General features: G+C 61.6%; 18 protein-coding genes. 13 read left to right on the top strand and 5 right to left on the bottom strand.

What is annotated here, in order from left to right; translation table 11 throughout:
• Positions 1 to 342 precede the first annotated feature (342 nt).
• From R1T45_RS05245 to ectA, 4 genes are read right to left on the bottom strand one after another with little or no spacing between them, the layout of a single operon-like run.
• Positions 343 to 1,779 carry an aspartate kinase gene (locus R1T45_RS05245; RefSeq protein WP_317390319.1) on the bottom strand — a complete coding sequence of 479 codons (1,437 nt, stop codon included), beginning with the start codon at positions 1,777 to 1,779 and terminating at the stop codon, positions 343 to 345.
• A gap of 5 nt (positions 1,780 to 1,784) precedes the next feature.
• Positions 1,785 to 2,177 (bottom strand): ectoine synthase, encoded by a 393-nt coding sequence (locus tag R1T45_RS05240; RefSeq protein WP_007118313.1) that lies wholly within the window; start codon positions 2,175 to 2,177, stop codon positions 1,785 to 1,787.
• A 5-nt stretch (positions 2,178 to 2,182) separates the two neighbouring features.
• A complete protein-coding gene (ectB, locus tag R1T45_RS05235; protein ID WP_317390318.1) occupies positions 2,183 to 3,475 on the bottom strand; it encodes a diaminobutyrate--2-oxoglutarate transaminase in 1,293 nt (430 codons plus the stop codon).
• A gap of 53 nt (positions 3,476 to 3,528) precedes the next feature.
• Positions 3,529 to 4,062 carry a diaminobutyrate acetyltransferase gene (ectA, locus tag R1T45_RS05230; protein ID WP_120352083.1) on the bottom strand — a complete coding sequence of 178 codons (534 nt, stop codon included), beginning with the start codon at positions 4,060 to 4,062 and terminating at the stop codon, positions 3,529 to 3,531.
• A 234-nt stretch (positions 4,063 to 4,296) separates the two neighbouring features.
• Between ectA and R1T45_RS05225 the strand changes: the two genes are divergently transcribed.
• Together R1T45_RS05225 and rlmN are read left to right on the top strand one after the other, a co-directional pair.
• Positions 4,297 to 4,797 carry a MarR family winged helix-turn-helix transcriptional regulator gene (locus tag R1T45_RS05225; RefSeq protein ID WP_120352082.1) on the top strand — a complete coding sequence of 167 codons (501 nt, stop codon included), beginning with the start codon at positions 4,297 to 4,299 and terminating at the stop codon, positions 4,795 to 4,797.
• Positions 4,798 to 4,888: 91 nt separating this feature from the next.
• Positions 4,889 to 6,070, top strand: a complete 1,182-nt coding sequence (gene rlmN, locus R1T45_RS05220) for a 23S rRNA (adenine(2503)-C(2))-methyltransferase RlmN (protein WP_317390317.1) — start codon at positions 4,889 to 4,891, stop codon at positions 6,068 to 6,070.
• Here the strand turns inward: rlmN and R1T45_RS05215 are convergent.
• A complete protein-coding gene (locus tag R1T45_RS05215) occupies positions 6,067 to 7,197 on the bottom strand; it encodes an FAD-dependent oxidoreductase (protein WP_317390316.1) in 1,131 nt (376 codons plus the stop codon). The two genes, rlmN and R1T45_RS05215, sit on opposite strands and share 4 nt — an antisense overlap.
• A 236-nt stretch (positions 7,198 to 7,433) precedes the next feature.
• Here R1T45_RS05215 and R1T45_RS05210 point away from each other — a divergent pair, with 236 nt between their 5' ends.
• The 11 genes from R1T45_RS05210 (at position 7,434) to R1T45_RS05160 (ending at position 18,829) form a co-directional block, all read left to right on the top strand.
• The gene (locus R1T45_RS05210; protein ID WP_317390315.1) at positions 7,434 to 8,921 is read left to right on the top strand and encodes an ABC transporter substrate-binding protein; all 1,488 of its coding nucleotides are present in this window, start codon (positions 7,434 to 7,436) and stop codon (positions 8,919 to 8,921) included.
• Positions 8,922 to 8,971: 50 nt separating this feature from the next.
• On the top strand, positions 8,972 to 9,916 hold the full coding sequence (locus tag R1T45_RS05205; protein ID WP_317390314.1) for an ABC transporter permease: 945 nt from the start codon (positions 8,972 to 8,974) through the stop codon (positions 9,914 to 9,916).
• Complete coding sequence (locus tag R1T45_RS05200) at positions 9,913 to 10,731, top strand: ABC transporter permease (RefSeq protein ID WP_317390313.1); 819 nt, start codon at positions 9,913 to 9,915, stop codon at positions 10,729 to 10,731. Before R1T45_RS05205 ends, R1T45_RS05200 begins: the two co-directional genes overlap by 4 nt.
• The gene (locus R1T45_RS05195; RefSeq protein ID WP_317390312.1) at positions 10,728 to 11,702 is read left to right on the top strand and encodes an ABC transporter ATP-binding protein; all 975 of its coding nucleotides are present in this window, start codon (positions 10,728 to 10,730) and stop codon (positions 11,700 to 11,702) included. Before R1T45_RS05200 ends, R1T45_RS05195 begins: the two co-directional genes overlap by 4 nt.
• A complete protein-coding gene (locus tag R1T45_RS05190; protein ID WP_317390311.1) occupies positions 11,695 to 12,483 on the top strand; it encodes an ATP-binding cassette domain-containing protein in 789 nt (262 codons plus the stop codon). The genes R1T45_RS05195 and R1T45_RS05190 overlap by 8 nt, the downstream gene beginning before the upstream one ends.
• The gene (locus tag R1T45_RS05185; RefSeq protein ID WP_317390310.1) at positions 12,480 to 13,286 is read left to right on the top strand and encodes a metallophosphoesterase family protein; all 807 of its coding nucleotides are present in this window, start codon (positions 12,480 to 12,482) and stop codon (positions 13,284 to 13,286) included. The genes R1T45_RS05190 and R1T45_RS05185 overlap by 4 nt, the downstream gene beginning before the upstream one ends.
• A 202-nt stretch (positions 13,287 to 13,488) precedes the next feature.
• Complete coding sequence (locus R1T45_RS05180) at positions 13,489 to 14,079, top strand: helix-turn-helix domain-containing protein (protein ID WP_067626358.1); 591 nt, start codon at positions 13,489 to 13,491, stop codon at positions 14,077 to 14,079.
• 64 nt (positions 14,080 to 14,143) lie between these two features.
• Positions 14,144 to 15,736 (top strand): ABC transporter substrate-binding protein, encoded by a 1,593-nt coding sequence (locus R1T45_RS05175; RefSeq protein WP_120352074.1) that lies wholly within the window; start codon positions 14,144 to 14,146, stop codon positions 15,734 to 15,736.
• A gap of 77 nt (positions 15,737 to 15,813) precedes the next feature.
• Complete coding sequence (locus tag R1T45_RS05170) at positions 15,814 to 16,923, top strand: Xaa-Pro peptidase family protein (RefSeq protein WP_317390309.1); 1,110 nt, start codon at positions 15,814 to 15,816, stop codon at positions 16,921 to 16,923.
• A complete protein-coding gene (locus tag R1T45_RS05165; RefSeq protein ID WP_067626363.1) occupies positions 16,917 to 17,924 on the top strand; it encodes an ABC transporter permease subunit in 1,008 nt (335 codons plus the stop codon). Before R1T45_RS05170 ends, R1T45_RS05165 begins: the two co-directional genes overlap by 7 nt.
• Positions 17,924 to 18,829, top strand: coding sequence for an ABC transporter permease subunit (locus R1T45_RS05160; protein WP_067938852.1), 906 nt, complete (start codon positions 17,924 to 17,926; stop codon positions 18,827 to 18,829). The genes R1T45_RS05165 and R1T45_RS05160 overlap by 1 nt, the downstream gene beginning before the upstream one ends.
• Positions 18,830 to 18,831 lie beyond the last annotated feature (2 nt).

The following is an 18,831-nucleotide window of genomic DNA, read 5'->3' as shown; positions in this document are numbered from 1 at the left end:
CGCCAGAATGTTTTTAAGAACGGCCTCGCAATTGCGGGGCCGTTTTCGTTTGCGGGTCTAGGTTGCCACCCGGGCCTGGGATAGCCGCTGGCGCCGGGCCATCGCCTGCCCGCCCGTCACGCCAAAGGCGTGCCAGAATTTGATGGGCGCACCTCTGGTGCGACCGGGTAGCGATTTAGTGAGGCTGGGTGTGACTTCGCGGGCGCACATCATGGTTGAGCTACAAAGTGGTATCGAAAGTATGTTGGATCGCCGACCCGCAGGCAGGCGATGGCCCTCACATGAAAAAGCCGCGGCCTCCTTTCGGAAGCCGCGGCTCATAGTGCATCAGCTATGTCAGCGTCAGGCCGCCCGCGAAAGCGGTGTCGCAGCCTCTTCTTCGATGAACGCGCCGTGCAGCGCTTTGATCACCGGCTGCAGGCTCTCGCGCTCGACGATGAACTGCACGTCGACGTTGCGCGGCCCTTGGCTCGCACCGATTGCCGTCTGACCGGCCTCGGCAATGGCCACCAGACCGCGTTGCAACACCGACAGCCCGTTCAGGTCACGCCCGATGACCGAGGCCATCGACAGCGTTTTCGTCGTGATCTCGGCAGCGGGATAGATCTGTGCCAGATCCTTCTCCACCCGGCGCATCGTCTTGAGCGACGCATCAAGGTAGTGCGTGATCGTATTGGCGTTCGACACCTTCGAGACGATTCGTACATTGTGCCGTGTCAGCACGTCGAGAATCGCGGTGTCGTAGCCTTTCACGCCGACCATGTCCTGTTCGAACAGCTCAAACGCGACAATGTCCAAACCCGTGACGATCTCCACCGCAGGCGTCTCTGCCTTACGGTCGTCGATCAGCGTGCCGGGGTCTTCGGGCTCGAAGGCGTTGGTCACGCGCAGCGGCACATCGGCCTGACGCAAAGTCTTGGCCGCTTTGGGGTGGATTGCTTCCATCCCCATGTTCGACAGCTGATCCGCCACGTCATAGTTCGTGCGCCCGATCTTCTTGACGGCATGTTCGCCGACCAGTTTCGGATCGCAAGACGACAGGTGGAATTCCTTGTGAATGATCGCCTCGCGCGCACCTGTTAGGGCCGCCAGCTTGGAGAAGGTCACTTCGGAATAACCGCGGTCAAACTCACGCATCAGCCCTTCGGCGCATTGCGCATAGCCAGTGACGATGGGCATTTCCGTATGCGGGTCGATGCCGTCCATCGCCTGCTCAATGCGCTCGTCCAGCGTGACATTGCCCTCATCGCGCCAACCCGACAGGTCAACGAAACGGGCATTCACACCAGCGCGTTGCAGCATGATCGTGGTGACGAAAGCGGAATGCGCCTCGCCCAGACCGGACAGCAGCTCGCGGATCTGCAACATGTGTTCCGACAGGCGGAAGTGGCCGTAGGCGCACAGACGCTGCAGGTCGATCAGGCAGTTGCGGGCACCATGGGTGCGCTCGGACACAAAGGCGTCGGCCTGCTCGATGTCACCGGGATGCTCCAGCACTTCGCGGTGCACGCGCTGCATCTCGGCAGACACACGGGTCAGCGCCTCGTGCCAGCCGTGATCGTTGCTGGCGTTGGCAAGATGGGCGTAAACGCCCGGCTCGCCGGATTTTTTATGCTCCAGCAGCAGGTTGGTGATCCCGCCAAAGGCGGAGACCACGAAGACGCGCCCGTAGATGTCCGCGCCCTCACGGGCACCGACAAAGAGCGTATCCTTGAGCTGGTTCACGCGGGACATGGACGTCCCGCCGATTTTTTCGACAGTGTGGGACGGTTGGGTCATATGAATTACGCTACCTCCTCGGCAGGCGCATAGGAGCCGTCTTCACGGTGTACTTCCTTGCCCGTGACAGGCGGGTTGAAGCAGCACGCCATGTGCAGTTCTTCCTCTGCGCGCAGGATGTGTTTGTCGTTCAGGTTCAGCGCATACATCACGCCGGGGGTGATCTCATGAGTCTCGCCAGTAGCGAGGTCGGTGATCGAGCCCTTACCCTTCATGCAATAGACGCTTTCGAAGTGATGCTTGTAATGGAACGTATGCTCAGAGCCCGCTTCCAGCACGGTGATGTGGAAGGAAAAGCCCATCCCATCATCGGCCAGCAGCAGCCGGGTCGAGGTCCATTTTGCATCACCAACGTGGCGGTCGGTGTTCTGAAGTTTATTAAAATCGCGTACAATCATGTCAGTTACTCCGCTGCCATTTTCAGGTTTCCAGCCACGTCACGGGTGGCCTGCAAAAGGATATCAAATCCTTCGCGCATAACCTCCTGCGACGTGGTGAGCGGGGCAAGATATTTAACGATTTCGTCGTTCGCGCCCGATGTTTCGATCACGAGGCCCAATTCATAGGCACGCGCACAAATTGCACCGGCCAGTTCACCAGAACCAACGTCGACACCCTGCATCAGGCCGCGGCCTTTCAGCGTGGCACCTTCGACCAGATCAGCGACATCCTTGAGCGCGGTGGTCAGAACCACGGCTTTCTCGGCCAACGACTTTTCGAACTTGTCGTCGGACCAGAATTTCTCAATCGCGACGCGGGCGGTGACAAAGGCGTGGGTGTTGCCACGGAAGGTGCCGTTGTGCTCGGCTGGCTTCCAGATGTCATGCTCAGGCGCGATCAGCAGGGCTGCGAAGGGCAAACCGAAACCGGAAAGCGATTTCGCTTGGGTCACCATGTCGGGCTTGATGCCGGACGCCTCAAACGAGAAGAAGCTGCCCGAACGGCCACAACCGGCTTGAATGTCATCAACGATCAGCAGAGCACCATGTTTGCGGGCGATCTTTTCCACGCCCTGCATCCATGCGTCAGACGCGGCGTTCAGGCCACCTTCGCCCTGGATCGGTTCAAAGATAAAGGCCGCGGGCGCGTCGATGCCCGAGGACGGGTTCGACAGCATCGCGTCGATCATCTCAAGCGAATCCACGTTGTCGCCAAGCGCACCTTCGAACGGCATATGCGTCACGTCGGCCAGTGAGCCACCGCCTGCACCGCCGCGTTTGCCTTTGTTGCCGGTCAGCGCCAGCGCGCCCATGGTCATGCCGTGGAAACCGTTGGTGAAGGAGATCACGTTCGTGCGGCCTGTCACTTTGCGCGCGAGCTTGATCGCGGCCTCAACAGCATTAGTGCCTGTCGGGCCGGTCATCATGATTTTATAATCCATGCCGCGCGGCTTGAGGATGTTCTCCTCATAGGCGGTCAGGAAGGCGGCTTTGGTGTCGCTGTGGAAGTCGAGACCATGAGCGATGCCGTCCGCCGTGATGTGATCCACCAGCGCGGCTTTCATATCGGGATCGTTGTGGCCGTAGTTCAGCGAGGAACAACCCGCCAGAAAGTCGATATAGCGGTTGCCGTCTACGTCGAACATCTCCGACCCGCTGGCGCGGGTGAAAACGGCGTTCATGCCACGGCAATAGGAGCGTGCTTCGCTCTCGCGGCGGGTAAAGATCGTTGTGTTCTGTGCCATGTCTTTGGGCATAGGAATATCCTTTCTCTTCAAGAGAATCTGTCGTGTGAATTGTCAGCTGCGGTTTACGCGGCGCGTTTAAGCGGCGCAGTCTCGGGCAGCGTGATCGTCACCATATGTTCGGTGTCGTGCGCGCCATCGAAATGGGCGTCTTTGGTAAAGTGGGGCGCATCCGAAAGGTCGCCGCCGACGTGGTTCGCAAAGCTGCGGAACAGCCCCCAGGAGGCGTCATTGTCCCGGGTGATCGTAGTCTTGAGGGTCTTGGCGTCCTCAGTTTCATCGCGGTTCACGAGTTCCATCAGCATGGTCTTACCCAGACCAAGGCCACGGGCCTTGGGGCTAACGGCAACCTGCCAGACAAAGAAGGCGTCTTGTGCAGGGATCATATGGCCGGAGATCCATCCAACGATGTCACCGTCCATCTCAGCCACAACACAAGTGTCGCGGAAGTGGTCGGCCTGGATCAGGTTCGCGTAAAGCGAGTTCTCGTCGAGCGGCTTGCAGTCGCGAATCAACTGCCAAATGGCAGCTCCGTCCTCGGCATTGGGCTTGCGCAGTTTGGGTGTGCGGGCTTTTTTCATGTCGAGTTCATTCTGCATCCGTTCGGGGCTCCCTTATTGTTTCGATAAGCTAAGTAGGGCATGTGCGGTCATACTTCAACATTCAAAGCAAAATACCTCAAAATACGCTTATAGCGTTGTTTCAGGGCCATGCTCATGTGCATATTTGTTTCGTAAGGCTAACGAAATTGAGGCGTTTCGCTTAGCTATACTAAGCGTTCAGGGCAGTTGAGAGCGATTGCTGAAATCGTCCCCATTGTGCAATGATGCACCATGACGCAAAAACATCCCGACCGGGTCGACGAGAGTCTGATCGCTTTACGCCGCATTTTGCGCGCTACCGAACTCTATGCCCGCGATTTGGCGCAGGCCGCAGGGGTAACCCCGGCGCAACTGCGGGTTTTGCAGATCGTCGGAGAGAAGAAAGACCCCACAGCCAAGACCCTCGCCAATCAGATGGGCGTGAGCCAAGCGACCGTAACCGCGTTGGTCGATAAGTTGGTGGCGCGCAGTTTGGTCTCGCGGCAGCCCTCGGCGCAGGACCGTCGGCAAACCAACATCACCCTGACCACCCAAGGTGAGGATGTGTTGGAGGAAGCCCCCGATGCGTTGCAACAGCGCTACGTCCGCGCCTTTGCCGATCTCGCCGATTGGGAGCAGGCGCAGTTGGTGTCTTCGTTGGAGCGTGTGGCGGCGATGCTGAATGTAGACAGTCTGGATGCCGCGCCGGTTCTGGCGACCGGTGAATTGCGGATGAGCAAGAAGACCTATTAAGGTTGACCTTAAAAGCGCGGGCAGCCAAACCCTTTTGCAAATCGCGTCATTCCCTATATAGAGACCCATCCCTAGCCTGTGAGTCTTTGCAATGTCCGCTTCCGCGCCCATCACCCAAGACGTGATGACCCTTCCCCGCAAGTTGCCCGAGGGGCCGATTAACCTTGTCGGTCTGACCCGTGACGCCATGCGTGACGTGTTGATCGCAAACGGCACGCCTGAGAAACAGGCAAAGATGCGTGTGGGGCAAATCTGGCAGTGGATTTATCAGTGGGGTGTGCGTGATTTCGACTCCATGACCAACCTCTCCAAAGGCTACCGCGCTGAACTGGCAGAGAAATTTGTGATCGAAGTGCCTGAGGTTGTGACCCGGCAGGAAAGCGAAGACGGCACGCGAAAGTATCTGGTGCGGATCGCAGGCGGTCATGAAGTTGAGGTGGTCTATATCCCTGAAGAGGGCCGCGGCACGCTTTGTGTGTCCAGCCAAGTGGGCTGCACGCTGACCTGTTCCTTCTGCCACACGGGCACGCAGAAACTGGTGCGTAATCTTACCGCCGCTGAGATTATCGGTCAGGTCATGGTGGCGCGCGATGATCTGGATGAATGGCCCGAGACTGGCACTCGGACCGAAGAGGCCCGTCTTTTAAGCAATATCGTGCTGATGGGTATGGGCGAGCCGCTGTACAATTTTGAGAACGTGCGCGACGCGATGAAGATCGCGATGGACCCTGAGGGCATTCAGCTTTCGCGCCGCCGCATTACGCTCTCGACCTCCGGCGTTGTGCCCGAGATCCACCGCACCGCCGCCGAAATCGGCTGCCAATTGGCCGTGTCCTTTCACGCCACCACCGACGAGGTGCGCAACAAGCTGGTGCCGATCAACAAGCGTTGGAACATCGAAGCGCTGCTGGAAGCGCTCAAGGCCTATCCCAAGGTCAGCAATTCCGAGCGGATCACCTTTGAATATGTGATGCTGAAGGGCGTGAACGACAGCGACGAAGACGCGCATCGCTTGGTCGAGTTGATTAAGGGCATCCCGGCCAAAATCAACCTCATTCCCTTCAACGAATGGCCCGGTTCGCCCTATGAGCGGTCGTCCAACAATCGCATCCGCGCCTTTGCCGATATCGTCTATAACGCGGGCTATGCCTCGCCCGTGCGCAAGCCCCGTGGCGAAGACATTATGGCGGCCTGTGGTCAGTTGAAATCGGCCACCGAACGCGCACGCAAGTCGCGCAAGCAGATCGAAGCTGACGCCGGGATGGGCGGCTAAGCCAGCCCCGGACGCCTGCGTGCAAGCGCCTTTGCAGTGACACCCTCGGCGGCAATGTCGCCGGGGATGTCTTCTCCCCGCAGCAAAGCGGCGGCAAGGCGCGCCAGCGCCGGCGCGGTCTGGATGCCATAGCCACCTTGGCCCGCTAGCCAGAAGAACCCCTCTCCCTCGGGATCAAATCCGGCCACCGGATCACCGTCGGGCAGGAAACTGCGCAGCCCGGCCCAGCGGCTTTCAATGCGGGGGCGGTGAAGGTCGAATGCGGTTTCGATCCGGTCGATACAGATCGCGATATCCAATTCCTCGGGCTGGGCGTCACAAGGGGGCGAGGGCGTGGCGTCCGCAGGTGAAATCAGCAGCTTGCCCGCATCGGCCTTGAGGTAGAACTGCTCATCGATATCCACCACCATCGGCCAACGGTCCGGTTCCATGCCATCGGGCGGTGCCACCGTCAGCGCGGTGCGGCGTTTCGGGGTGAGACCCGCAGGCGCAAGCCCTGCCAGCGTGGCGATCTCATCGGCCCAAGCCCCTGCGGCATTGACGATGACCGGCGCGTGGAAGGTGCCTTGGTTCGTGTCGACCTGCCAGCCCCCTTCTTTGCGAAGCGCCCGCACCTCGGCCTTGGTTTGCAAGACACCGCCCGCGGCGCGGAAGGTCTTGAGGTAATGCTGATGCAGCCCGTTCACGTCGATATCGGCCGCCGAAGCATCGCGCAGCCCGGCGCTGGCATAGCCCTTGCGCAGCAGCGGCACGAGTGTCTCGATTTCGGCCCCGGTCAGCGGGGTGACATGGGGCCCCAGTTCCTCGGCGGTGCGCGCCAGCGCCGCCTTCTGATCCTGCCGCGCGACGAACACCGCGCCGCGTGGTTCCAGCAGCGGATGCTCCAGATGGGGGCTGGCGGGGGTGTGAAAGAAAGCGGCAGAAGCGCGGGAAAGGGCGCGGATCACCTCCGGCCCATAGGTCACGGTAAACAGGGCGGCAGAGCGGCCCGTGGTGTGATAGCCCGGCTGGCTTTCTCGTTCCAACAGCAGCACCCGGCGGTCGCTGGACAGTTCAGCAGCGACAGAAGCGCCCGCGATGCCCGCGCCAATGACAATGCAATCGAAACCTGCCGTAGAAATATCCATAATCTGCCCTCTCTGCGCGGAGGCTAGCACCGACGACTGCCGCACAAAAGGGCCGATCCCCCGGTCCCTTTCCGCTGTCGAGGCCACTCGGTAAAATCCGCCATATTATTGCAATTGCATGAAGTTTTCTTGTTTTGCGCCAAAGCCGTTGACCGAACGCCCCCGCCCGGCGCAATCTGTCGCAAAGGGGCGCACGGCAGGGCCGAACACGCCCCTCCCCACAGGAGTGCTGTCCCATGTCTCATTTGCCCCTTACCAAAACCCTTCCCGCGCTGACGCTGGCCTTTGGCCTGATGGCCTCAGCCTCTGCCGCCGCCGAGCTTGTCATCGGCATGCAGCAGGAGCCCACGTCGCTTGACCCGACGGCGGATGCGACCGCCTCCATCGACAGCATGATGACGCAAAACGTCTTTGAATCGCTGACCACCGTGGCGGAAAACGGCGAGGTGCAGCCCAACCTCGCGGCCTCTTGGGAGGTGTCTGAAGACGGGCTGACCTATACGTTCACCTTGGCCGAAGGCGTGACCTTCCACGATGGCAGCACGCTCGACGCCGAGGATGTGGTCTATTCCTTCGAGCGGGCCATGGGGGAAGACAGCGTGAATCCCTCCAAGGACATCTTCGAGCCGATCGAGAGCGTCAAAGCGGTCAACTCGCAGACGGTCGAGATCACGCTTTCGGGCAAAGACGCCTTTTTCCTCTTCAACATGGGGCAGGGCGACAGCGCCATCGTGGCCGCCGAAAGCGCCGAGGGCAACAACGCCAACCCGGTCGGCTCCGGCCCCTTCAAGTTCGACAGTTGGACTCGCGGCGACCGCCTGACGCTAATCAAGAACCCCGATCACCGCGATGCGGCGGATGTGGCGCTGGACAAGGTGGTGTTCCGTTTCATCTCCGACCCCGCCGCGGCGACAGCGGCGATGATGGCCGAAGAGCTTGACGCCTTCCCCGGATTCCCCGCGCCGGAACTGCTGCCGCAGTTCGAAGCCGATCCGCGCTTCCGCGTCAACGTCGGCTCGACCGAGGGCGAAGTGATCCTCGCCATGAACAACGCGAAACCACCCTTCGACAATGTCGAGGTGCGCCGCGCCGTGGCCACCGCCATCGACCGCGCCGAGATCATTGAGGGCGCGATGTATGGCCAAGCCGTGCCTATTGGCAGTTTCTACCCGCCCCACGGCACCGCCTATGTCGATCTGACGGACGCCTATCCGCATGACAGCGCCAAGGCCGAGGAAATGTTTGAGGCGGCAGGCGTGGCCGGCGCCACCATGACCCTGCGCGTGCCGCCCTTCCCCTACGCGACCCGCTCGGCCGAGATCATCCAGAACCAACTTTCCGAGGCTGGGATCGATGCCAAAGTTGAGAATGTCGAATGGGGCTTCTGGATCGATGAGGTCTACAAGAAAAAGAACTATGACATGACGATCATCGCCCACACCAGCCCCAATGACATGGGCAATTTCGCCCGCGGGCCTGACTATTTCTACGGCTACGACAATGCCGAGATGACCGCCCTGTGGGAAAAGATCACGACTGAGGTCGATGCCGAGGCCCGCGACGAATTGCTCAAGCAGGGCCAGGAGATGCTGTCCGACCAATCGGTGCATGGCTTCCTGTTCCAGCTGCCGCTGCTGGGCGTCTTCCGGCAGGAGGTCGAAGGCTACTGGGCTTCCTCGCCTGTGCTCTACATGCCGCTGAAGAACGTGCGCGTCGCCAACTAACTTGAAACGGCCGCGGCGCCCCTTGTGCCGCGGCCTTTGGACCTGACTGCGTGGCCTATTTCCTCTTTCGCCGCACGCTTGGTTTCGTGCTAACCTTGCTCGCCGTCTCACTCGTGGTCTTTGCCGTGATGAACGTGCTGCCGGGCGATCCGGCGCTGACCATCCTTGGCATGGACGCCAGCGAAGACGCTTTGGCGGCGCTGCGCGCGCAGTTGGGGCTGAATGACCCCCTGACAACGCGCTATTTCAGTTGGGTCTGGAACGCGCTGCAGGGGGATTTCGGGATCAGCCATTCCTTCCGCGTGCCGGTCTCTGACCTGATCGCCGAGCGGCTGCCGATGACGATATCCCTCGCCGTGGCGGGGATGCTGGTGACGCTGGTGCTGGCGCTGGGCCTTGGCATCACGGCGGCGGCGCAGCATGGGCGGGCGGGTGACTGGGGGGTGATGTTTCTCAGCCAGCTCGGCATTGCGGTGCCCGCCTTCTGGCTGTCGATCCTGCTGGTGATGCTCTTTGCCGTGAAGCTGCGCTGGCTGCCGCCCGGGGGCTTTGCGGGCTGGGACGATCCGGGCGCGGCGCTGCGGTCGCTCATCCTGCCCACGGTGGCGCTGGCGCTGGTGCAATCGGCGGTGCTGGCGCGGGTCACGCGGTCTTCGGCGCTGGAGGTGATGCGGCTGGATTTCGTGCGCACCGCGCGGGCCAGTGGGTTGTCGCGGCGGCGGGTGCTTTGGCGGCATGTGCTGCCCAATGCGCTGGTGCCGATCGTGACCATCGTGGGCATGCAATTCGCCGCGTTGGTCACCGGCACCATCGTGATTGAGAACGTCTTTTACCTGCCGGGGCTGGGGCGGCTGATTTTTCAGTCCATCGCCAACCGTGACCTGCCCACGGTGCAGGCGCTGGTGATGCTTTTTGCCGCCATCGTGGTCACGGCGAATTTCGTGGTCGACCTACTTTACGTGGTCATCGACCCCCGGCTGAAGGCCCGAGCATGAGGCAGCTTCCGGCGAATTTTCTGCTGGGCGCGGTGCTGGTCAGCCTCGTGGTTGGGGTGGCGGCTCTGTCGCTGATCTGGACCCCGCATGACCCGCAGACGATGTCGATCTCGACCAAATTCGCGCCGCCTTCGGCAGAGCATTGGCTGGGCACCGATCAGTTGGGCCGCGACGTGGTGGCGCAACTGATGGCGGCGGCGCGTAATTCGATGACCGTGGCGCTGGTGGCGGTGCTGCTGGGCGGCAGCATCGGTGTGGTGCTTGGCCTGCTCGCCTCGGCACTCGGCGGCTGGGTCGAGGATGCGGTGATGCGGCTGGCCGATCTGGGCTTCGCCTTTCCCGCGCTGCTCTTTGCGATCATGCTGGCGGCGGTCTTTGGGCCGTCGCTGACCAATGCGGTGCTGGCGATCTCATTTATCAACATCCCCATCTTCGCCCGCGTCACCCGTGCCTCTGCCAACCAAATCTGGACGCGCGATTATGTCGCCGCAGCACGCGCGGCGGGGCGGGGGCGCTTTGCGATCAGCCGCGATCACATCCTGCCCAATATCGCGGCGGCCATCATCGTGCAGGCCACCATCGAATTTGCCGTGGCAATCCTCGCCGAAGCGGCGCTGAGCTATCTTGGCCTCGGCGCGCAGCCGCCTGCGTCGAGCTGGGGGCGGATGTTGTCGGAGGCGCAGACGTTGATGTATCTCGCACCGCAACTGGCAATCTATCCCGGCCTTTGCATCGTCGTGGCGGTGCTGGGGTTCGGCCTTCTGGGCGACGGGCTGCGTGATATCACCGACCCAAGACTGGTGCGGGCGCGATGATCGATCTTAGCAATCTCTCGGTCCATTTCGGCCATGCGGCGGCGCTGCGTGATGCCAATCTGGTGATCGAGCGCGGCGACCGCTTGGGTGTCGTGGGTGAAAGCGGTTCGGGCAAGACGCTTCTGGCCCTGTGCCTGATGGGCATGGCCCCCGACAGCGCGCGCCTGACCGGACAGCTTCGCATCGACGGGCAGGATATGGCCCGCGCGGCCGAGCGGGACTGGCAGAGGCTGCGCAGCCGCCGCGTCGCGATGGTGTTTCAGGAGCCGATGGCGGCGCTCAACCCGCTGCGGCGGGTGGGCGATACGGTGATGGAGCCGATGCTGCTGCACGACGGGCTGACGCGCCGCGCGGCCCGCGCCCGCGCGCTGAGCCTGTTCGATGAGGTGGGCATTCCCGACCCAGATCGACGCCTGAGGCAATTCCCGCATGAGATGTCGGGCGGGCAACGGCAAAGGGTGCTGATCGCGCTGGCCTTGGCCTGCAATCCGATGCTGCTGATCGCGGATGAGCCAACCACGGCGCTGGATGCCAATGTAGCGCTGCGGATCACCGACCTGCTGCAACGGCTCGCACGGGAGCGGCAAATGGCGCTGGTTTTCATCAGCCATGACCTTGCCGCCGTGGCGCGCGCCACCGAAAACATCGTGGTGATGTATGCGGGCGATATGGTTGAGCGGGGCCGCACGGCAGAGGTGCTTGGCGCGCCCGCGCATCCCTATACCAAGGGGCTGTTGGGCGCGCGGCCCGATGCTGGTGTGGCAGGGCGGGATGCCCAAGGAAAGCGCCGCAGGCTGCCGACCATTCCCGGCACCGTGCCGCCGCTGCATGCGCTGCCGTTGGGCTGCCGTTTCTCGGGGCGCTGCCCGGCTGAGCTGCCTCATTGTGCCGCGCAGCGCCCGGCCTTTGCGCAGACTGAAACGGGGCGCGGCGCCGCCTGTCATTTGCTGACGGAGCCGCGCCATGACTGACGCGCCGCTCTTGCAGGTCCGCAACCTGACCCGCCGCTACAAGCTGCCGCGTCAAAGCCTGCTGCGCGCCCCGCCGGTGCTGACCGCGCTGGAGGGGGCGGCGTTTTCGCTGCACGCGGGCGAGACCTTGGGCGTGGTCGGCGAAAGCGGTTCGGGCAAATCGACATTGGCGCGGCTCATCATGGCGTTTGAGCGTCCGGACGCGGGGGAGGTGCTGTTTCAAGGGCGCGATCTGCATGAGCTTCGGGGCGAAGAGTTGCGCCGGCTGCGGCGCGGTTTTCAGATGGTGTTTCAAGACCCTTTCGGCTCGCTTAACCCGCGCCGCCGCGTTGGCTGGTCCATCGCCGAGCCGCTGCGCGCCAATGGCGAGACGGAGAATATCAGCCACCATGTCGCCGAAGCCTTGGCGCAGGTCGGGCTGCATCCAGCCGACGCAGGCAAATATCCGCATGAATTCTCGGGCGGGCAGCGCCAGCGCATCGCCATCGCCCGCGCCATCATCACCCGCCCCGCGCTTTTGGTCGCGGATGAGGCGGTCTCGGCCCTTGATGTCTCGGTTCAGGCGCAAATCCTTAATCTTCTGATGGACCTGCAAGATGATCTGGGCCTCGGGATGGTGTTCATCAGCCATGACCTCGCGGTGGTGGGGGCGGTCTGTGACCGGGTGCTGGTGCTGCAGCACGGTAAAACGCTTGAGAGCGGTGCGGCCGCTGATGTGTTGCGCGCGCCCAAGCACCCTTATACGAAAACCCTGCTGACAGCCGCAGGAGTACGCCCATGACCCGTTTCGTCCACCTGACCGACCTGCATATCTCGCACCCCGATTTGGCCGACCCGCATCTGCAAAGCGACACGCCCGCCACCCTGCGCCGCGTGGTTGAGGTGATCAACGCGATGGACCCGCAGCCCGACTTTGTCGTGGCCAGCGGCGATCTGACCAATCAGGGCGACCGGGAAAGCTATGCGCTGGTGCACGAGATCACGGCCCCGCTGAAAGCGCCGCTGGTGATGGCCCTTGGCAACCACGACAAACGCGCCGGTTTTAACGCGGTCTTTGCGCCGGGGCTGGCTGATGCGCCCTATTTCCACGACGCGCCGCAGGGTGATCTGCATGTTATTGCGCTGGACAGCAGTGTACCGGGCAAGGTGGCCGGGGCGCTGGATGACGCGCAGTTCGAGTTTCTACAGGCGGCGCTGCAGCGTCACCCCGAACTGGCGAAACTCTTGGTCATTCACCACCCGCCGCGCATTGATCCTGAAGCGCTGGCGTGGGGCAGTTTGGATGAGGCCAGCAGCGCGCGTTTGGCTGAAATGCTGAAGGGCCAGCATGTGGCGGGGATCCTTTCGGGCCATGTGCATGTGAACCGGGTGAGCCATTGGAACGGCATCCCGGTGGTGATCTCCAACGGGCTGCATTCTACCATCGATCTGACCGAAACCCGCGATTTGCGCATCGTTGAGGGCACCGGATTCGGGATCTGCGAATGGCATCCCAGCGGGCTGAGTGTTTCTTTCGCGCCGCTTGACCCGACGGCGCGTGAATTGGCGCGGATTGATCGTGAGCAGCTAAAATCCTTTGAATAGAACGACATCCGCCGCGCACAGTCGTCGCCATGAGCCCCATGCTGCGCCGCAGTAAAAAAATTTTTGTTGACCCTCAACTTTTTTAATCTCACACAACGGGAGACGAAAAGGCTGCGCCCGGCGCAAGATCGGGCCGCTGTTCACGGGGAGGGTGAATTTGCCAACTGCTAATGGCGATAGTGTATCCACGCTTGGCGCACGTATGCGCAAGCAACGTCATCGTTTGTCCCTGACCTTGCAGCAGTTGGGCGAAGCTTCGGGCGTGTCGGTCGGTTATCTGAGCCAAGTTGAGCGGGGTCGGGCCACGCCGTCGCTGGGCACCCTGTCGCAGATTGCCGTCGCGCTTCAGGTCGAAGTCAGCTTTTTCATCCATACCCCCAAGACCCAAGACAGCCTGACCCGCGCGGATGAGCGTCCACGCTTTGCCGTGTCGGGGTCTTCCATCGAATACGAGAAAATCGGCGCGGATTTTCCCGGCCATGAGCTGTCATCCTATATCATGAACGTGCCACCGGGCTATGCCTCGGAAGAGGTCGTGCATGAGGGCGAAGAGGTGATCTATATCCTTGAGGGTGAGATCGCGCAGGTCGTCGATGGGGGGGAGCATATCATGCGGCCCGGCGACAGCCTGCATTACCTCGGCAGCAGCCCGCATTCTTGGTCCAACAAAACCGACAAGCCCGCCCGCGTCCTTTGGGTGGGCCGGATGCAATACGAACAGGCCGCTGGCGCCAATAGAATACGTCCGAATGAAGGGGCATTAGCCACCGCATTCGCGTCGTCTCGCCCGTAAGGGCGTATCACCTGCGGCGGACAAACCGCTGCCAAAAAACAAACCAATCAGGAGAGTGAATATTATGTCTTTTACAACGAAATTGGCCACCGGCGCCATGCTGGCGGCACTGGGTGCCACAGCCGCATCGGCCCAAGCGCTGGTCTATTGCTCCGAAGGCTCGCCCGAGGGTTTTGACCCCGCGCTTTACACCGCTGGCACCACCTTCGACGCCTCTAGCCACCCGATCTACAACCGTCTGGCCGAGTTCAAAGTCGGCACGACCGAAGTCATCCCCGCGCTGGCTGAAAGCTGGGAAGTCAGCGAAGACGGCATGAAGGTGACCTTCAAGCTGCGCGAAGGGGTGAAGTTCCACTCCAACGACCAGTTCACGCCAAGCCGCGATTTCAACGCCGACGACGTGGTCTTTAGCTTTGACCGTCAGGGCAACGAAGAAAATCCCTATCACACCGTTTCCGGCGGCACGTGGGAATACTACGGCGGCATGTCCATGCCCGACCTGATCGAGAGCATCGAAAAGGTCGACGATTACACCGTCGTCTTCAACCTGACCCGCCCCGAAGCGCCTTTCATCGCCAACATGGCAATGGATTTCGCCTCGATCGTGTCCAAGGAATATGCCGACGCAATGATGGAAGCTGGCACGCCCGAAATGGTGAACCAAGCGCCCATCGGCACAGGCCCGTTCCAGTTCCAAGCCTACCAGAAAGACGCGGTCATCCGTTACCTGCGTAACGACGAATACTGGGGTGACCCGGCCAAAGTCGAAAGCCTGATCTTCGCGATCACGCCTGACGCCTCGGTCCGCTACCAGAAGGTGCAGGCGGGTGAGTGCCACGTGACGGCATATCCGAACCCTGCCGATGTTCAGGCGATGAAAGACGCCGAAGACATCGTCGTGATGGAGCAAGAAGGTCTGAACGTCGGCTATCTGGCTTACAACACGCAGGTCGCGCCCTTCGACAACGCCGATGTCCGCAAGGCGCTGAACATGGCGATCGACAAGCAGGCGATCATCGACGTGGTGTTCCAGGGCTCCGGCGAAATCGCCAAGAACCCGCTGCCGCCGACCATGTGGTCCTACAACGACGCCATCGAAGACGACAACTATGACCCCGAGGCCGCCAAGGCGATGCTCGAGGAAGCAGGCGTCACCGACCTGTCCATGAAGATCTGGGCGATGCCGGTTCAGCGTCCCTACAACCCCAACGCCCGCCGTATGGCCGAGCTGATGCAAGAAGACTTCTCCAAAGTTGGCGTCGATGTCGAAATCGTCTCCTACGAATGGGGTGAGTACCTTGAGCGCTCCAAGTCGAAAGACCGTGATGGCGCGGTGCTGCTGGGTTGGACCGGTGACAACGGCGATCCAGACAACTTCCTCGCGGTGCTGCTGGGCTGTGACGGTGTCGAGAAATCCAACCGCGCCCAGTGGTGCAACGAGGAATTCGACGCGCTGATCCAGAAAGCCAAGGTTCTGCCGACCCAAGAAGAGCGTGCGCCGCTGTACGAAGAAGCGCAGCAGATCTTCAAGGATCAAGCACCTTGGGCCACCATCGCGCACTCGGTCGTCTACATGACCATGCGCCCCGAAGTTGAAAACTATGTCGTTCACCCGCTGGGTGGCCACATCTTCAACCAAGTTGGCCTGAAGCAGTAACCCTGCCGCTACGACCAAAGGGGGCGGCATTCGTGCCGTCCCCATTTTATTAACCTCTACCGCCGGGAAGCCTTACCTTGTCCAATTCACTGAATGATCGCCTGTCGGCCTATGCCGATATCGCCGCCGACCTATCGGTGGACGCCGTGGCGCTGGTGCCCGGCCCGAATTTCACCCGCGCTGTCGACCATGCCTTCATGAGCCACGAGCGCCCCTTTGTTCTGGTGATCCCGGCCCGCGGCCCCGCCGCCGCTTTGGTGCCGAACCTTGAACTGGGCAGTTGGGAATTGGTTGGCTTTGACGGTGCCGTTTTCGATTGGCGCGATCAAACAGGCTATGACGATGCCTTTGCCGCGCTGACCGAGCATCTGAACATCACCTCGCTGGCCGTTGAGGGCCAAGTGATGCGCGTCTTTGTGCATCACGCGCTAAAGAAAGCGCAGCCCGACCTGCGGATCATCGACGCCGAGCGTGAAATTTCCGCCCCGCGCATGATCAAGACCGAGGCTGAGGTCGCCGCCCTGCAAGAGGCCATCGACATTTCCGAACGCGCCCTGCGGGCCACGCTCGACTCTGTGAAGCTCGGCCAGACCGAGAAAGAGATCGAACAGAAACTTGTGCAGATGGTCTTTGCCGAGGGCGCAGATGATCTGTCCTTTGCGCCGATCGTCGCTGCGGGGGACGGCTCGGCCCGCCCCCATGCCAAAGCGCGCGAAGATTACCGCGTCAAAGCAGGCGATGCGCTGCTGATTGATTTCGGCGCGCGCAAGAACGGCTTTGCCGCTGACATCACCCGCACCGTTTTCCTCGGCCATGTCAGCGACGAGGGGCGCGATGTCTATGAGACCGTGCTGCGCGCCAATCTGGCCGGGCTCGACGCCACCCGCGCCGGTGTCACCGCGCATGAGATCGACGATGTGGTGATTTCGGTCCTCGAAGCCTCGCCCTATGCCGACCGCATCCGCACCAAGACCGGCCACGGCCTTGGCCGCGATGTGCATGAAGCGCCATACATCATGCGCGGCAACCATATGACTTTACCCGCCGGAACGGTGTACACCAATGAACCCGGCCTCTATGAGATCGGCAACTTTGGCGTGCGCATCGAAGATGACGTGCTGATCACCGAAGATGGCTACAAATCCCTGACCAACTTTCCGAAGGAACTGATGGTGCTCCCGTGCTGAAATATGTCTTGTCGCGCCTTGCGACCTTCATCCCGACCTTTATCGGCGTCACGCTGATTTCATTTGCCTTCATCCGCATGCTGCCGGGCGACCCGATCGTCGTCATGGCGGGCGAACGGGGCATTTCCGAAGAACGCTACTTGGAACTGCAGCAGCAGTTCGGCTTTGACAGGCCGATCTATGTGCAGTTCTGGGACTACTTCACCGGCGTTCTACAAGGCGATCTGGGCAACTCTTTCGTGACCAAACGGCCTGTCTGGGATGAGTTCTTCTCGCTCTTCCCGGCGACGTTGGAACTGTCGGTCTGCGCGATGATCTTTGCCGTGGCCTTGGGCCTGCCGGCGGGGGTGATTGCTGCGGTGAACCGGGGCAAGTTCTTTGACCGGGCGCTGATGTCGACCGCACTTGTGGGCTATTCGATGCCGATTTTCTGGTGGGCGCTGCTGCTGATCATCGTGTTCTCGGGCAACTTGGGCTGGACGCCAGTCTCGGGCCGGATTGATCTGCTATACTACTTCCCCAATGCCACGGGCTTCATGCTGATCGACAGTATTGCCTCGGGGCAGGACGGGGCGTTTACCTCGGCGCTGCGGCACCTGCTGCTGCCGACCATCGTGCTGGGCACCATCCCACTGGCGGTGATCGCACGGCAGACCCGTTCGGCGATGCTCGAAGTGCTGGGCGAAGACTACATCCGCACCGCGCGGGCCAAGGGCATGTCCCCGGGCCGGATCAATGGTATCCACGCCCTGCGCAACGCGCTTATTCCCGTCATCACCGTGATCGGCCTGTCGGTCGGCACGCTGCTGGCGGGCGCCATTCTGACCGAAACGATCTTTAGCTGGCCGGGCATCGGCAAGTGGATGGTCGACAGCATTTTCCGCCGCGACTACCCGGTGGTGCAGGGTGGCCTGCTGCTGATCGCCGTCATGGTCATGGTCGTGAACCTCACCGTTGACATGCTCTATGGCATCATCAACCCCAAGATCAGGAAACGCTAATGGACGACGCACTCTCTGCCGAAGCCGAAATGGTCCACGCGCGCCCCGGCCGCCTGCGCGAATTCTGGTTCTATTTCCGCGAAAACCGTGGGGCCGTGATCGGCCTGTGGATCTTTGCTGTCTTTGCCTTTCTGGCGCTGTTCGGCCCGTGGATCGCACCGCATGACGCAACGCAACAGTTCCGCGCCGCGACGTTGCAGCCGCCTGTCTGGCAAGATGGCGGCACGTGGAGCCACATCCTTGGCACCGACCCGCTCGGTCGCGATATGCTGTCGCGTCTGATTGTTGGTGCGCGCTACTCCTTCTTCGTTGGCATCGTCGTGGTGTCTATCGCCGCTTCTGGCGGGATCATCATCGGGTTGATCTCGGGCTTCGCGCCCAAGTGGCTCGACACGATCATCATGCGGATCATGGACATCATTCTGGCCTTCCCGTCGCTGCTGCTGGCGCTGGTGCTCGTGGCCATCCTTGGGCCGTCGCTGACCAATGCGATGATCGCCATCGCGATTGTGTTGCAGCCGCATTACGTGCGTCTGACACGGGCGAGCGTGCTGTCTGAGCGGCAGAAAGACTACGTGACCTCGGCCCGTGTTGTCGGTGCTGGCACGCTGCGGCTGATGGTCGTGACCGTGCTGCCGAACTGCCTTGCGCCGATCATCGTGCAGGCCGCGCTGTCGTTTTCGACCGCGATCCTTGATGCCGCCGCGCTTGGCTTTCTGGGCATGGGGGCGCAGCCGCCCACGCCCGAATGGGGCACCATGCTGGCCGAAGCGCGCGAGTTCATTCTGCGGGCGTGGTGGGTCGTGACCTTCCCCGGCCTTGCGATCCTCGTCACCGTGTTGGCGATCAACCTCATGGGTGACGGGCTGCGCGACGCCCTTGACCCGAAACTAAAGCGGAGCTGATT

The organism is Sulfitobacter sp. LC.270.F.C4, assembly GCF_032922545.1.
Classification (GTDB): domain Bacteria; phylum Pseudomonadota; class Alphaproteobacteria; order Rhodobacterales; family Rhodobacteraceae; genus Sulfitobacter; species Sulfitobacter profundi.
Note: the sequence above shows the minus strand (reverse complement) of the source record. Positions and strands in the feature narration are given on the sequence as shown.